At 64.2% G+C, this 15,666-nt stretch carries 10 protein-coding genes; 7 read left to right on the plus strand and 3 right to left on the minus strand.

Annotated features, from left to right (window positions below):
• The first annotated feature begins 55 nt into the window (after nucleotides 1-55).
• Nucleotides 56-2,164: a glycosyltransferase family 4 protein gene (locus ACXJKC_RS12415; RefSeq protein WP_456697028.1), complete on the plus strand. Its 2,109-nt coding sequence runs from the start codon at nucleotides 56-58 to the stop codon at nucleotides 2,162-2,164.
• Here the strand turns inward: ACXJKC_RS12415 and ACXJKC_RS12420 are convergent.
• Nucleotides 2,157-3,023 (minus strand): hypothetical protein, encoded by an 867-nt coding sequence (locus ACXJKC_RS12420; protein WP_456697029.1) that lies wholly within the window; start codon nucleotides 3,021-3,023, stop codon nucleotides 2,157-2,159. The two genes, ACXJKC_RS12415 and ACXJKC_RS12420, sit on opposite strands and share 8 nt — an antisense overlap.
• A 159-nt stretch (nucleotides 3,024-3,182) precedes the next feature.
• On the opposite strand from ACXJKC_RS12420, the gene ACXJKC_RS12425 reads away from it, so the two are divergent.
• Nucleotides 3,183-5,321, plus strand: coding sequence for a glycosyltransferase (locus ACXJKC_RS12425; RefSeq protein ID WP_456697030.1), 2,139 nt, complete (start codon nucleotides 3,183-3,185; stop codon nucleotides 5,319-5,321).
• Here ACXJKC_RS12425 and wecB read toward each other — a convergent pair.
• Complete coding sequence (gene wecB / locus ACXJKC_RS12430; protein ID WP_456697031.1) at nucleotides 5,293-6,474, minus strand: non-hydrolyzing UDP-N-acetylglucosamine 2-epimerase; 1,182 nt, start codon at nucleotides 6,472-6,474, stop codon at nucleotides 5,293-5,295. The two genes, ACXJKC_RS12425 and wecB, sit on opposite strands and share 29 nt — an antisense overlap.
• 40 nt (nucleotides 6,475-6,514) lie before the next feature.
• On the opposite strand from wecB, the gene ACXJKC_RS12435 reads away from it, so the two are divergent.
• The 3 genes from ACXJKC_RS12435 to ACXJKC_RS12445 are packed head-to-tail and all read left to right on the plus strand — an operon-like array spanning nucleotide 6,515 to nucleotide 11,225.
• The gene (locus tag ACXJKC_RS12435) at nucleotides 6,515-8,977 is read left to right on the plus strand and encodes a glycosyltransferase (protein ID WP_456697032.1); all 2,463 of its coding nucleotides are present in this window, start codon (nucleotides 6,515-6,517) and stop codon (nucleotides 8,975-8,977) included.
• Nucleotides 8,974-9,303: a hypothetical protein gene (locus ACXJKC_RS12440; RefSeq protein WP_456697033.1), complete on the plus strand. Its 330-nt coding sequence runs from the start codon at nucleotides 8,974-8,976 to the stop codon at nucleotides 9,301-9,303. The genes ACXJKC_RS12435 and ACXJKC_RS12440 overlap by 4 nt, the downstream gene beginning before the upstream one ends.
• A complete protein-coding gene (locus ACXJKC_RS12445; protein ID WP_456697034.1) occupies nucleotides 9,300-11,225 on the plus strand; it encodes a CDP-glycerol glycerophosphotransferase family protein in 1,926 nt (641 codons plus the stop codon). The genes ACXJKC_RS12440 and ACXJKC_RS12445 overlap by 4 nt, the downstream gene beginning before the upstream one ends.
• 1 nt (nucleotide 11,226) lies before the next feature.
• On the opposite strand, the gene ACXJKC_RS12450 is transcribed toward ACXJKC_RS12445, so the two are convergent.
• Nucleotides 11,227-13,353: an acyltransferase family protein gene (locus ACXJKC_RS12450; protein WP_456697035.1), complete on the minus strand. Its 2,127-nt coding sequence runs from the start codon at nucleotides 13,351-13,353 to the stop codon at nucleotides 11,227-11,229.
• Nucleotides 13,354-13,627: 274 nt separating this feature from the next.
• Between ACXJKC_RS12450 and ACXJKC_RS12455 the strand changes: the two genes are divergently transcribed.
• Together ACXJKC_RS12455 and ACXJKC_RS12460 are read left to right on the plus strand one after the other, a co-directional pair.
• Nucleotides 13,628-14,887 carry a nucleotide sugar dehydrogenase gene (locus ACXJKC_RS12455; RefSeq protein WP_456697036.1) on the plus strand — a complete coding sequence of 420 codons (1,260 nt, stop codon included), beginning with the start codon at nucleotides 13,628-13,630 and terminating at the stop codon, nucleotides 14,885-14,887.
• 16 nt (nucleotides 14,888-14,903) lie between these two features.
• Entirely contained in the window at nucleotides 14,904-15,665 is a 762-nt protein-coding gene (locus tag ACXJKC_RS12460; RefSeq protein ID WP_456697037.1) for a DUF6270 domain-containing protein, read from the plus strand.
• Nucleotide 15,666 lies beyond the last annotated feature (1 nt).

Genomic DNA, 15,666 nt, shown 5'->3' on the forward strand with positions numbered 1-15,666 from the left:
GCAGAGTCGTCCGCGATGCTCGAAGAACGTCGAACCACGAGAGTTGGCACACCATATGGCGATCCGATCACCGCGCAAGAAGGCAGCAGTCCGTCGCGGAGTCGCGCAGCTCCTCAAGCTGGGTTCTGCCGCGGAAGCCGATTCATTGATCCACCTTGTCGGCGCAGATCCGGCCCAGCGCGAGCAGCTTGAGCGCGAGCTTTCAGCCGCCGTGGAAGCAACCCCTGAAGCTCGTACGCTTATGCTCGCCGATGGAGTACTCGCCGCCGTCGGTGGCCAGGACGCCGCGCAGCGCATCGCGACCCGTCTGTCCGAACTTCGTCCAGATCTGCTCTTGCCGCATGCCATCTGTATGCGCCCCCTGCTCGAGGTGCACAAGCCCGCAGCACTGCGCGCCGCCCTTGATCGTGCCCTCGGCACCACCGACGCCACGGGCGTCGACCTCGACATCCTCGTCGAGGCAGCCTTCAGAATCGTGAGTGTCTGGGACTTTCGTCGAGTCACCGACTACGTCGCCGAACACGGCACGCAGGCGGCGCCCGGTCCGAACTCACGCTCACCGCGACTCTCTCAACTGCTCTCGGCGCTCGACGAGTCATCGGCCGGAAAGCAGAACTCACTCGAGGAGTGGACGCGCAATCCTGGCGACGCGACGTTCGCATTCTCGGTCGCACTTTCGGTCAAGGCCGCGGCGGCGCTCGTCGAACTCGCGCCGCACCTGGATCGCAGCCGTCTGACCGAGCAGCAGATCTCCCGGGTCGCGGTGCAGCTGTGGCGGATCGGCGCAAATGACCTCGCGCTCGATTTCGCCCACGACGTCCACTCGACCGGCACCGTCGCCGCCGAGCGCGCGAGGTCTGTCATCGACGAAAACGCCTCGTTCGCGATGATGCGTGAAGGCTGGGCTCCGCCGCCACGACGTGAGTCCGCTGTCTACGCTCCCGACCCCACGTCTGTGCTCCACGTCCTGCAGAACTCACTGCCGCATCGACGCACGGGAGCAGCCAATCGAACACAAGGACTCCTGGCCGGGCTGGCGGCGTCCGGATACCGCATCACAGGTGTGACACCGCCGGGATTCCCCGACGGCATCGCATCCGACACGAGCTTCGAGGACCGTCACGTCATACAAGGCGTCACCTACCAGCATCTGCCGAACGAGGGCGGCCTCTTCCCTCGCTTCCCGGTGCAGGACTTCATCGCCCGCTACGCACGCGACATCGCGAGGCAGGCACGCGCCGAATCGGCAGCCCTGATCCATGCTGCGAGCAACTCCTACAATGCTCTCGCCGCAATCGTCGCCGCCCGGGAGCTCGGCATTCCCGCGATCTACGAGGTCCGCGGACTGTACGAGGAAGTCCGACGGTCCAAGAACGAGTCGTACGCACGGACCGAGCAGTATCGGTTCGCGGTGCACCTCGAGACCCTCGCCTGCCGCGAGGCCGATCGGGTCATCGCGATCACCGAGGGGCTCAAGGAAACTCTGATCGAGCGCGGCGTACCTGCCGAGAAGATCACTGTCGTACCCAACGGCGTCGACACTCAACGATTCCAGCCGCTGCAACGCGATGTCGACCTCGCCCGCGGTTACGGTCTCCAAGACGCCGTAGTGATCGGCTACATCGGCTCACTGACCTGGTACGAAGGGCACGAACTTCTCTTCGAGGCATTTTCGCGTGTCCATGCACGTCACCGGGAAGCCCGACTACTGATCGTCGGCGAGGGTACAAGCAGCAAGGGCCTGCTCCGCCTCCGTTCGCGTCTAGGGCTCGACGAGGCGATCCTCATGCCCGGCAGTATCCCGTTCGACCAGGTCGAGGCCCATTACTCGATCATCGACATCGCACCCATCACCCGACTCTCGTCACCTGTCACTGAGACGGTGTCGCCGCTCAAGCCGTTCGAAGCCATGGCGATGGCGAAGGCCGTGCTGTCATCCGACGTCGCGATCATGACCGAAGTCATCGATGACGGACGCAACGGGATGTTGTTCCACAAGGACGACGTCGACTCATTGGCAGAGGTCCTTGAGCGGCTCGTCGTCGATCCCGATCTTCGCTCCGCCCTTGGGAAACAAGCACGCGAATGGGCCGTCACCGAACGTGACTGGGCGATCCTTGCCGCCAAAGTGGCCGACGTCTACCGAGGTCTGGGCGTCAGCTGACGTCTCGCACGAGACTCCTGGCGATATCGATCGTCGCCAACTCGTTGATCGATGTCGACGTGCGAAGTGCCGTGAGCTGCTCGGAGTGGGCGTCCAGCAGTTCGGACTGACGTTCCACCAGCTTCTCCAAACGACGGAGCTGCTGAGGTGGAATGCCTGGAGTCTTGCGGCGTTCGGCCCGCACGACACCGGCCGCGACCATGACGAGGATCAGGCCCAGCAGAGCGCCGATGACCGGATCGCCGAACAGCGCTGCAAGCACCGCCACAACTGCTGCAGCGATCACCGCGACGATCACTCCGGCGCGCACCGCGGCACGGGGTGTGGCAAGCGCCCGCGCGACCTGCCCTCGCAGGCCGCCGGGTACCGGGTCAGGAGGCGTGACCTGGACCTTCTGCGGCTCCTCTTCGACTCCGGCCGTAGCTTCGCGAGCCGGCGCGACAAGTCGCGGAGATTCCTTGAGTGATGCTGCGAGCAGGCCGTACAGGACCGGACCGGCTCCGCCGCCGGTGCGATCCACAACCGCCAGGGCGAGCCTGCCTTCATCGAATCCGGCGATCCCGATTCCACCGAGGGCCTCGGTCCAGTCATCGAGCGACCCTGAGGGTGCGACTCCGCCGCCGACGAGGACTTCAGGTGTTCCGGGGGCCGTGAGCAAAGCCGTCACGAGAGCTGCGAGCCTGACAGGATCGGCGATTCCGACCAGCAGGACTTGGTCGAAGTCAGCAACATCTGGCAACCGGTCATCGTCGAGGAGCAGCACCGTGACCTCGTCGGCATCGTGTCGGGCATGACCCTCGCCAGAGGCCGCATCATGGGAAATGACGAGGGCCCGTCCGGGTCGGATGGCACGAGACATGTCGCTCCTACGGTGATGACTCAGATCAATGCCCCGCCAGCCTACATTCAGCGATGCGCTCGGCCCGACGGACGTTCTCGTCGATACGAGTCAGGCAGTCGAGCTCGGAACTGGTCGTCTAGACTCGCAACGCCAGTCCGAACCCCGTGAGGAGCATCCGTGGAGGAGAGCCGGACCGAAGACCTCGAAGCCGGCGTCAGTGTTCTGATGCGTACCTATCAAGGTGTCGGTCGCATCGAGAAGTCACTGCTCTCGCTCGTCGCGCAGTCGCTCGACACTTCACTCTTCGAGGTCGTCGTCGTGCCGAATGGCCCCGATGACGGCACAGTCGAGCTGCTGCGCCGCTTCCGCGAAGAACACCCGCAATTGGACCTGCGCATCGCCCATTCGGCTGAGCGTGGTGTCGGCGCAAGTATGAACGTCGGTCTCGCGGCGCTGCGCCGCGAATACATGACCGTGATCGACGATGACGACCGAGTATCTGACCGCTACCTCGAAGCTCTGCTTGAAAACGCTGAGCCCGACATCATCACGCACGGCTACCTTGCAGATCTGGAAGCCGATGGCAGCGGGGCTCCCGACTTCAACACATACGTGAACCGAGCCGTCGCGGGAGCCCCCCCGCGGCCCGTGCACCCAGCGCAAATACCGTCCTCACTCGGGTTCAACACCGCGAAACTCGTCTGGACACCGCATGCCCGTTCGGTCAAAGCACGCACCAATCTGCGGTTCGCGACCGACGTCGTCTACTGGCACGAGCTGGTAGAGCGTCACCGGCTACTGATCCGTGTCGTGGCACCGGAGCGCCACGCTGTCTATTACCGGTCGGTCAGGATCGGATCGCACTCCCGACCGGCCGACCGACCATACGAGGACGTCGTCGAAGGCCGCCTCGATGCAATAGCCGCATTGCTGCCATTCGCGGTCGATAAATCACAGTTCCTGCACTTCACGGCGCACCGAGCCTGGGTGTCGCAGGCTCGGGCGATCGGCCAGTTCCTGCGCGAGCATCCTGAGCATCACGGCCAAGTTATCCAAGCGATCGCAGAACGCGGCTTCCCTGCAGCCGTTTACCGCTATGCCAACCGCTACATGACTCGCGACCTCGTCACATGCGCATGCTTCTTGCCGAGCAACAACACGAGTGCACTGGTTGCGGCCCGACGCGTCCGCGAACGCGGCCTGCCTGTCGACGTCGTGAGCCAGGACATGACCTCGATCCATGGCCGCGACGAGGCCGCGATGGAAGCCATCGTGGCGCCCTACCTCGGACGACGCAAAACCGTGCGGAGCACCCCTAAGTTCGCCCAGTGGAAGAGCATCGCCAACTTCGTCGATACCGGCATGGAGGCCATCGAAGGCTGGGAAGAGGACCAGGAGCCATATCGAAGTGTCTACAGCAGGGCGATGTGGCCGTCATCGCACGTGCTCGGCGCGGCCTACAAGGTCCGACGCCCCGAGACCCGGTGGATCGCCGAGTTCTCCGACCCGCTGTCCCACGATGTCCAGAATGCGCCCCGCAAAGGCAAGAAGGGCTCAGACGAGCTGACTCATGAGCTTGACGCCGCCTTGGTGTCGTGCGGTTTTCCGGCTCCAGCAGGCCCGGCCTTGCTGCCGTGGATCGAACATCTGGCGTACGCCATGGCGGACGAATTGTGGTTCACGAACCAGAACCAGCTCACCACGATGCTCGAGCTGATCGAGGACCCGGCATTGCGCGCCCGTGTCCTGGAGCGCAGCGTCGTATCGCCCCACCCCACTCTGCCCCCGGCGTTCTACCAGATCAGCGAGGTCGAGTACCCGCTCGGACCCGAGCACGTGCATCTCGCCTACTTCGGCGCGTTCTACGCAACTCGCGGCCTGACCGAACTGGTCGATGCGGTCAAGACGCTGCCCGCCGAAAGCCGACGACGACTCAAGGTCCACATCTTCACCAAGGATCCGCGTGAACTGACCTCAGAGCTCGCTGCGGCAGGTCTCGGGGACACCTTCGTCGCCAACGGCTACGCACCGTACCTCGACTTCTTGCACCTGACGACGAAGTTCGACGGCCTGATCGTCAACGACGCTCGGACGCTCGACACGCATCACGTCAACCCGTACCTGCCCTCCAAGCTCAGCGACTATCGCGGCTCCGGAAGGCCCATCTGGGCGATCGTCGAACCCGGCAGCATCCTGAGCCAGTCAGCAGATGTGGCGTTCACGTCCGAGCTCGGCGACGTCGACAGTGCCCGCGAGGTGCTCCACGAGCTCATTGCTCGCGGCCGGGTCACGCAGAGTGCAGAAACTGCCCGATGACGCGAGCGATCCGCTCACCGGCATGACCGTCCCACAACGGCGGAGTCGTACCGTCGCCTGACGCCTCGCCGGCCAACACGGCAGCCAGCCGCACCGCAAGGTTGTCCTGCGTCACCAGCTGATTCGTGCCATGCGTGATCGTGACGGGTCGTTCGGTATTGGGCCGCAATGTCAGGCAGGGCACAGCCAGCATCGTGGTCTCCTCCTGGACTCCGCCTGAGTCGGTGATGACCGCAACGGCGCCCCGTACGAGTCCGATGAACTCGACGTAACCGAGCGGCTCGATGACAGTCACCCCGGCGTGCTTCATGAGGCCAGCCGCCTCGAAGCCGGCCCGGCCACGCGGATGCAGCGGGATGACAACTCGCGTCGTATCAGCGGCCGCGTGCAGAGCCCGGACGATCGCCGCCGCCTGCTCGGGATCATCGACATTGGCCGGCCGGTGCAGCGTCGCCACCAGATACGGCTCAGCTATGCCCAGCTCTGCCTTGACCGCATCGGCGTCGAAGGCATCCAGATTGCCCAGCAGAGTGTCGATCATGGGATTGCCCACGAAATGGATCTTGTCGGCGTGAATGCCCTCAGTCCCCAGATGCACGTTGGCGTCGGGACTCGTGGTGAACAGCAGATCTGCCAGGCCGTCGGTTACGACCCGGTTGACCTCCTCGGGCATCGTCCGGTCGAAGCTGCGAAGGCCCGCCTCGACGTGCGCAACCGGAATGTGAAGCTTGGCTGCAACCAGCGAGGCGGCGACAGTCGAGTTGACGTCGCCGTAGACCACGACCAGCGCGGGCGGCTCTGCGAGGAACATGTCCTCGAGCGCAGTCATGACCTTGGCGGTCTGGTGAGCGTGGCTGCCCGATCCGACCCCGAGGTTCACATCGGGTTCTGGCAGACCGAGCTGCTGGAAGAACACCTCCGACATGACGGGGTCATAGTGCTGCCCCGTGTGCACCAAGACCTGACGAACCCCCAAAGCGTCCAGCGCCTTGATCACCGGTGCCGCCTTCGGAAAGTTGGGACGCGCGCCTGTCACGTGTACGACGTGCGATGCGGAGATCTTGGTCATGGTCTTCTTCCGGTCGGCGAAGGCGGTCGCGTGCAAGGCTATCGCCGTCATCCACGACAACCGCAGTCCGGTATATTGCGTCACGATCTGGCAATGACCTGACCAGCTGGGAGTGGATGAGACGGTGTCGCCCTCCGCAGCCGAGCCACTGCCCGACTTTCTGGTCGACCTGGCTCAGTCCTCAGTGGTGACCGCCGAAGCCGTCGCCAAGCTGTCTTTGCGCTACGAATACCTTGGAACTGAGCCGCTGCTTGCCCACATGGCGTCCGCCGGGGTCTTGACGATCGAACAGATCGACCGGGCTGCCCAGCAGGCCGGCTCACAGCAGGACGTTCCGGCAGCGACACTGTCCGCGCTGAACTCCTCCGGGGTCTACGCACTGGCGTTCTTGGCCCTCGGCCGGATCGACGACGGAGCAACTGCAACTCGTGCGGCTGACCTGTTCGCGCTGGGCCGCAAGGTCGCGGCACATCACGGCACTCCGCTCGAATATGTCGACGTCGATCTGCAGGCCAATCTCGCAGCAGGACGAGGCGACTACGTGCGTCAGAACGCCTCCGACAAGGCGGTCGATCCGTGGATCAGCTGGTCGGTCGAGACCGATCTCACCAATCCGCTGCCGGCAGCCACCGGTACCGACGTCTCGAACTGGCTCCAGACCTTCAACCGACCCTTCGACCAACGCGGTATCGCACCCGTCCGGATCCGCGACACGGCCACTCCATTCGACAGCGTCACAACCGATGCCGTGGCCCAGAGCGTCTCCGGTCCGTCAGTCACGATCGTCATGCCGGTGTGGTCGCCATCAGCGAGTCTCGTGACGGCTGTCAGCTCAGTTCTGGAGCAGACCTGGCGCAACCTCGAAGTCATCCTGGTCGACGACGCGAGCCCTGCAGGATTCGAGTCTGTCTTCGCCGAGGCCGTCGCGCTCGACCCGCGCGTCACGTACGTTCGGATGCCCACCAACGGTGGTGCCTACCGAGCGCGCAATCACGGCGTGTCCCTCGCCAAGAGTGAGTATGTCGGATTCCAGGACGCCGACGACTGGTCCCACCCACAACGCGTGGAGCGCCAGATGGCCGTCTTGCAAGAACGCCCTGACGTCATCGCGACGTTGTCCAAGGCGATACGCGTGCACGCAGACTTGCGCATCACCAAGACCGGTTCGCTGCCGTTCGAGAAGAACGCCCCGTCGCTGCTGTTCCGCAGGCAGCCCGTGCTCGACCGACTCGGCCGCTACGACGATATGCGCAAAGCCGCCGACACCGAATTCATCGAGCGGCTTGCCGCCGTCTTCGGCCCCGACAATGTCGTGACGCTGGAGGAGCCACTCGCGCTCTACCAGCTGACCACCGGATCACTGTCGCGGGCCGATTTCCGCACGGGTTGGCACCGAGATGCCCGGGTGTCGTATCACTCGGCGTTCCGCTACTGGCATCGCCAGATCGTCGAAGAAGGTGCCGATCCGGTCATCGAGTCCGCAAACGGTCGGGCGTTTCCCGCACCCCCGGAGTTCGAAGGCGTTGACTACCCACACTCTCGCCTCGACGTCGTCATGCTCGCAGACTGGCGCCATGGCCTCGTCGATCACACCGCGCTCGCGACGGAGATACGGGCCATGGCCTCGGCCGGCTTGAAGGTCGGTCTGGTGCGCGGCGAGGCGATACGGCACGCCAAGGTCAAGCGCAACTACCCACGCCGGGTCATTCAGCAGGCTCTCGCGGCCGGTCATGCTTCCTGGTCGCCGTTCAGCGCCGACCTCAGCGCCTCGCTGCTTCTGGTACGCGATCCTGATCTGCTGGCCTTCGCCCGGCCGACCTCGTCGATCCGGATGAGACCTCAGCGCATTGTTGTCGTGGCCGACCGAACGCCCCGTCCCGACCACCGACCTCGGACGTCCTACGATCCGGCCACGATCGAGCGCGCAGCCGTCGACACCTTCGGGATCACGGTCGAATGGCTGCCCACGACCGCGCAGATCGCCCTGCAACTACGAGAGTCCGGCGCGACCGGGACGATTCATCCGGCCCATCGACTCGATGTCGTGGACGTCGAGCGCTTCCCGGCCAGGCCGACAGATCAACGTCCGGTCATCGGGGTCGCCGACGCATCGCGATTCGGTGTCGAACGCATCGATCGGGCCCGTCTCGCCTCGGTACTGCCCCTCGATGACTCATATGACGTGCGGCTTTTCGAGAACTCGCCTCGCCCACGGACCTATCCGGGTGCCACTTGGCTGCAATTCGACAACGAGACGTTGACAGCGGCGGCGTTCTTCGACCAGTGCGACTTCTACGTCGGCCTGCCACCGCGGGTACACGGCACGCGTCTGGTCCGCCCGATCCTCGACGCCATGGCACGTGGCTGCGTACCGATCGTCGATCCGGAACTTCGCGAGGTGCTGGGCGATGCCGCGCTCTACTACGGCCAGCAATCCGTTGCCGAGATCGTCGATCGTGTGTGGGACGACCCGGGCCTGCTGACCGCACAACAGCAACGCTCGATCGCGTTCTGCCACAATGAACTCGCCGCTGCGGTGTTCGCCTCGGCGATAACCCAGCTCACAGCCACGGGATCGTCCTTATGACCTCACTTGTCTCCTCGCTCGCCTCACGGCTCCCCCGCGCCCTGCGGCCTGCTCGGCTCGTGCCGCTCGCGGCCGGTGTCTTGGTCGTGGTCGGCATCGTCGCCGCCGCGACGGATCACTACGGACTCGCAATAGCCATGATCTTGTTGCTGCAGACCGCGATGATCGGACTCATCGCCGAGCAGCGTCTGGCGATCGCCCGGTCTGAGGCCTCGCTCAAGCAGGCGGTCGACCAAGCGTCGAGTCGTACCCTCGCCGATCTGAGCCGGGTGCGTCACGCGATCCTCTCCGGACTCGACGAGAGCCGGCAGCACCCGAGCCGATGACCGTCGCCGACCTGAGCATCGTCGATCCGAAGTCGGGCGACCTCGATCATGTCGAAACCCGGTTCGTCGCATTCGCTCCACCTGATGATGCCTCGTTGACCCACGCCAGACGAGCTGCCGAAGCAACGGGGGCCGATGGCCTGCAGCTACCGCTGCTCGTACTCGGCGGACCGGATGAGCGCACGCATCTGGCTGCGTACGCGGCCTGGCTCACACCTTCGCGTTTCGACGCGCTCGCGGACTACCTCGATCAGTTGACCCTGCAGCGGGTTGCCGCGAGCATCCACGGATTCGACGTCACTGATGGCGGAACCGTACTTCAGATCGTCGGCACGATGCGGCGGCGCGGCACAGATCAGTCCGGCGACGGCCGACTCGTTCGCGTCGTGCTGGTCGGGACGTCCGGCGATGAGCGCCTGACCGTCGAGGCAGTTCCTGAGCAGCGCTTCGAAGACGGTGCGACCCGTTGGACCGGGTTCCGGGCCTCTTTGCCCATCGACGAACTGCCGACCGGCAGCACGATGGTGTCAGTCGAGCTGGACGGGCGACGGGTAGTCCGTCGCACCGCGAAGGCCGCGGTCGGACTGCTGGCCGCTTCACGTCCTGTCACGACCCGCGGCCGGCGACTCCAACTCGTCCAGGCTCGCGGCTCTGACCAGGTCGAGCTCCTCTGCCGACCGGCTCATTCCCCCGCAGCGCGTCTCGGCTGGCACCTCGCGATGTTGCGACGCGATCTGGGCCAGCTCGTCCGACGTCGACCCTTCGCATGGATCAGATTCATCCGCGCACTGACCTGGGTCATCGGCCTCGGTCGGCCTATCTGGCTGATCGGCGAACGCCCCGACACCGCCCGCGACAACGGGAGCCATCTGTTCTGCCACCTTCGCACCGAGCGTCCTGAGATCCGCGCCTACTACGTGCTCGATCGCGACAGCGCCAGGTACGCCGAACTCTCACGGCTCGGCCGGGTCGTGGCCCACTCGTCGTGGCGTCACCGTCTGCTGATGCTGCACGCCACGGTCATGGCCAACGCCTACTCGATCAAGCACATGACTCCCCGCCAGTGGGATCCTGGCGTCTACCAGCGCCAGGGCGCTTGGCGGGTAGGCGCGCATCGCGTCTACCTCAAGCACGGCATCAACGTGAACACCAAGGCTCTGCGGCGCCGTGTCGGTGGCTACGAACTGTATTTGACGGCGCTGTCGGCGGAATCGAAAGCATGCCGCGAGACATCGGGCTACGACCGCCAGATCGTCGAGACCGGCATGCCCCGCTACGACGCGCTGGCGCCGACAGCGTCCAGTCGGACGATCTTGTTCATGCCGACCTGGCGGCTGTATCTTGCCGCGAAACTGTTCAGCGATCAGGACACCGGAGCCGTCGCCTTTGCCGGTTCGACCTACGAGCGGTTCGTCACCGGCGTGCTGACGAGCGACCGTCTCCGCGACATGCTCGAACGTTACGACCATCGACTGCAACTGATGCCGCACTACAACTTGGGACAGCACCTGGCGGATGTCCCCCTCACGACCGACCGGATCACGATCTTGGACGGTGCCTCCGACGATATCCAAGACGTCATGCGCAATTGTGACCTCTTCGTCACTGATCACTCGTCGGTGCACTTCGACCTCGCGTACCTCGGCACACCGGTCATCTACGCGCATTTCGACAACGACGAGTACGCTGCCGGGCACGCCGAACCGTCATGGTTCGATCACGAACGCGACGGATTCGGCCCTGTCACGATCGACGTGGAATCCACGCTCGACGCGATCCAGCACTATCTCGAGACCGACAACCGGCGCGAAGACATCTACTCCCAGCGCGCTGAGAACGCTTTCACGTTCCACGACGCCCACAACTCTCGGCGGACCGTCGAGGCGATCGAAGAGCTGGTCCGCACGCGCGGTATTGGCTGATTCAGGGCAGCCGTGCGCCGAACTTGCCATCGGAGGCCTTGAACAATGCCGCTGCGATCTGAGGCTCGGCGCTGTCGATGAACGTGCGGGTGAGGTGCGTTCCCTGACGGTAGAGCAGCACATCGCCGATGACGGCCGAGCAGCGGCCACCGTCTGGACAGATCGTGTCGGTCAGATCAATGACTGATACGCCGGGAACCATTCGGGCAGCCTGCAGCGCGGCCGGGGCGCCCGAGCCTGCCACACCACGTGCGCGTTCGAAGGCACAGTCGTCGAGCTGTTTGAGGTTCTGTGCGACGCACTCATAGACGGGCGCCGTGCTCGGTGCCGGGTTGTCCAGCAGAGGCGCCACCGGTATTCCTGCCGATACCAAGGTCTTCCAGTAGGAGGCCATCCCTTCGGCCATCGCATCTTGGGTCGAGTCCTTCTCACTGGTCTTGCCTGCGGGCAACGCGGTGTTGAGACGATGGGAGGTGATCACAAGGTCAGGCTTGAGTCGCAGGATGTCCCGTAGCGCGGTCTTTCCCCAGGCTCGGCAGTCCTTCCTATTGCTCCGGGCGACGCTCGCGTCGGTGAAGGGACACGCTGATTTCGTGATCTGAACCAGCTTCCACCCTTCCTGCTTCGCGATGTCGTCGAGAGCCGTCTGCCACTGGGCCACCTTGGAGTCGCCCAAGATCACGACGGTCTGATCTGCGCTGGTGTCGCCCCACGTGCACAGCTTGGGTTTCGGATCACCGCCGCGTACCTGGCAACCCGAGCCGTCCGTGTAGAACGGCGGGCGATCGCTTGAGGCATCCAACGGCAACGGACGCATCTCGTCGACGGACTTGATATCGCTCCAGACGAGATCGTCATTGCTCGGGTCGAGGAGCGCTGCAGCTCCCTTCGCCTGGGCCAACGGCGCCTCCTTGACACCGCCAGTCGATGCCGACGCACTGAGGGCGAGCCCGACGACCACGCCGGCGGCTGTCAGCACACCGCCCAACCCCAGAGCGCGGGCAGAGGGCTTGAACGGCTCACCGAACCGAACCGGGTTCTCGATGTACTTGTGGCACAGCCAGGCCGGGATGATCGATCCGATCGCCAGCAGAGTCATCCACCGAACTTGAAGATCGGGATACTTGACCTGAGCAGCAACCAGGATCGGCCAGTGCCACAAGTAGATCGAATACGACAACCCGCCGATCCACACCATCGGCTTCAGCGACAACAGCCGCTGCGGTGAGCCGGGAGTCCGCTCGATCCCACTGGCGATCATCAGCGCAGCACCGACCGTCGGCACCAGCGCATTCGCTCCCGGCCAGGTCGTCGAGCCGTCGAACACCAGCACGGCATACGCGATCATCGCGATACCCACCCAGCCACCGAGTGCACGCAGAATCGACGGCAGCTGGGCCACTCTTGCCGCTGCCAGCGCTAACAACGCTCCGATGCCCAACTCCCACACACGAGTGGTCGAGACGAAGTAGGCCGTCGCCGGGGAGCTCTCGGTCTGCTGCACCGACCAGACGAACGATGCAATCGTGACGACACCCAATACCGCGAATGCGCATGGTTTCCAGCGTCTTGCCGCGAGGATGCCGATCACCAGCATCAGTATCGGCCAGACGACATAGAACTGCTCTTCGACGGCAAGCGACCAGTAGTGCTGTACCGGCGACTGACCGATGTCCTCGGCAAGATAGTCGACGCCGCGGTCTGCGAGTCGCCAGTTGACGACGTACAGCGCGGCAGAGACTATGTCGCCCCCGAATGCCTCGCGCTGTGTGAGCGGCAGATACAGATAGGTGATCAGCGTGGAGAAGACCAGCACCGTCGCGCTGGCCGGCAGCAGACGTTTCATGCGCCGGGCCCAGAAGTTGCCGATGCGGACCCGACCGCTGCGCGCCACCTCCCGTGCCAACAGGCCAGTGATCAAGTAGCCGGACAACACGAAGAACACATCGACACCGACGAATCCCCCGGCAAGCGGCACGATGCCCGCATGTGCGAACAGCACCGAACCGACCGCGATCGTACGCATACCCTCGATGTCGAGACGAAGAGTTCGGCCGTGATCGGCCTTGGTCAGGTTCGTGCTTGCCGTCCGAGGACCGTCACTACGGCGGTGCTGAGGGGAAGGCAAGACGCGTCGGTCCAATCGATGTCTGGTTCAGGCCGGGCCAAGTCCACGGCGTGAAGGGGTCTACTCACTCCACTACCTGCGCTGCGGTTGTGGAGTAGGGCCGCGGTCAGGTTACCTGATACGCCTGAACTGTCTCGAGCTCACATCCGACCGACCACGGACCTGCCAAGCAGACACCGCCGAAGCGGCAACGACTCGCACTGACGTTTCGGCTCTACCCGGCGTTACGGTAATCTTCGGCAGGCACCACGTACTCGACACGAAGGAAAAACCCTTGTCCATCGACATGGCAATCATCGGCCTCGGCTACGTCGGCCTGCCCCTCGCGCAGCAGGCGTCCCGGTCAGGACTTTCAGTGGTCGGATTCGACCTCAACGCCACCATGGTCAAGACCCTCAACAGCGGCACAAGCCATATCGACGACCTGAGCGACGCCGACATCGCCGAGATGCTCGCGCTGGGCTTCACCGCCTCGACAGACGAAGCCGTCCTGGCCGACGCCGACGCCATCGTGATCTGCGTGCCGACTCCTCTGTCGGCCGACGGCGAGCCTGACCTCGGTGCTGTCACCGGCGCGACGACCGCCATCTCGCGCCAACTCCGCAAGGGCCACCTGGTCGTTCTCGAGTCGACGACGTACCCGGGCACAACTGACGAAGTCGTCCGCCCGATCCTGGAGGAGTCCGGGCTCGTCGCGGGGGTCGACTTCCACCTCGCCTTCAGCCCCGAGCGGGTCGATCCCGGTAATCCGACCTACGGCATCGCCAATACTCCCAAGGTCGTGGGCGGCCACACACCTGAGTCGACTGATGTGGCAACGAAGTTCTATGGCCGATTCATCGACACCGTCGTGCCGTCCAAGGGGACGCGCGAGGCTGAGATGACCAAGCTGCTGGAGAACACCTACCGGCACATCAACATCGCGTTGGTCAACGAGATGGCGCAGTTCTGCCATGAGATGGACATCGACCTGTGGGAGGTCATCCGCAACGCGGCGACCAAGCCGTTCGGCTTCCAGGCGTTCTTCCCCGGACCGGGCGTCGGTGGTCACTGCATCCCGATCGACCCGAACTACCTGTCGTACAAGGTGCGCGCGACTCTGGGGCGCCCGTTCCAGTTCGTCGAGCTCGCTCAGTCGATCAACCTGCAGATGCCCGCGTACGTCGTTGAGCGGGTCGCGGACCTGCTCAACGACGAGGGCAAGGCGTTGCGCGGGTCCACGATCCTTCTGCTCGGCGTGACCTACAAGCCCAACATCGCCGACCAGCGCGAATCGCCGGCAACGCCCCTCGCCCAGTTGCTGATCGACAAGGGCGCCAACCTGGTCTTCCACGATCCGCACGTCACGGACTGGACGCCGAACGGTGTCGCGGTCAAGCGTGCGGATGATCTCGATGCGGCGCTGCAGAGTGCCGACGTCTCGGTATTGCTGCAGAATCACACCGAGTATGACCTAGAAGCGATCGCCGCGACTGCCAAGTGCCTGTTCGACACCAAGGGCGCGACAGACAATACGTCGGTCGCCCGGCTCTAGCCTTCTGCGTGGGACTGTGTCGAACGGGCTGCGGGTATTCATTTACGGAAGCTGCGTGTCACGTGATGCCTTCGAGTTCGACGGCGCACCCGAAGTCGTCGACTATGCAGCCAGATCGAGCCTGGCCAGCGCATTCGCTCCTGCCCCGAATCTCGACCTCCTGCCGAACATGGATCTCGACGCCATCACAAGCGCATTCCAACGGCGCATGGTGGATCGAGACCTGCTGAAACAGCTTTCCACGCACTTGAGCGCGAGCGATTTCGACGTTTTGCTGATCGATCTGATAGATGAGCGACTTCGTGTGATTCGAGTCGGCGAAACATACGTCACCTGGTCACCTGAGCTACAAGGTTCTGGCGTAAAAGTCGACCGAAGCACCATGGTCGAGCAGGGCTCGGCTGAGTACTTCGCCGAGTTCACCCGCGGGTGGGAGACGTTGATCAAGCTGGTCGATCCCAAGAAGATCGTCGTCAATCGCGTCTTCTGGGCAAAGACCGACCAGGCCGGCTCGGCTGTCGGCGATCCCACCCAAACTGACGTCCACAACGCCCGCCTCGAACAGCTGTACGCGATCATCGCCAAGACTCGCGGCGTGCGATTCCTCGACTATCCGCGAACTGTGTTCGTCACGGATCGGGCGCACAAGTGGGGACCTTCGCCCTATCACTATGTCGACGCTGTCTATCACGAAACCCTGCGCGGCCTTGCGACGCTGAGCCCGCCTCGCGATTCACTCATGCAACGCCTCCGAGCCCGACTCTCCGCAGGCAAGTGAA

The sequence above is a fragment of the Aeromicrobium sp. P5_D10 genome, assembly GCF_054049535.1.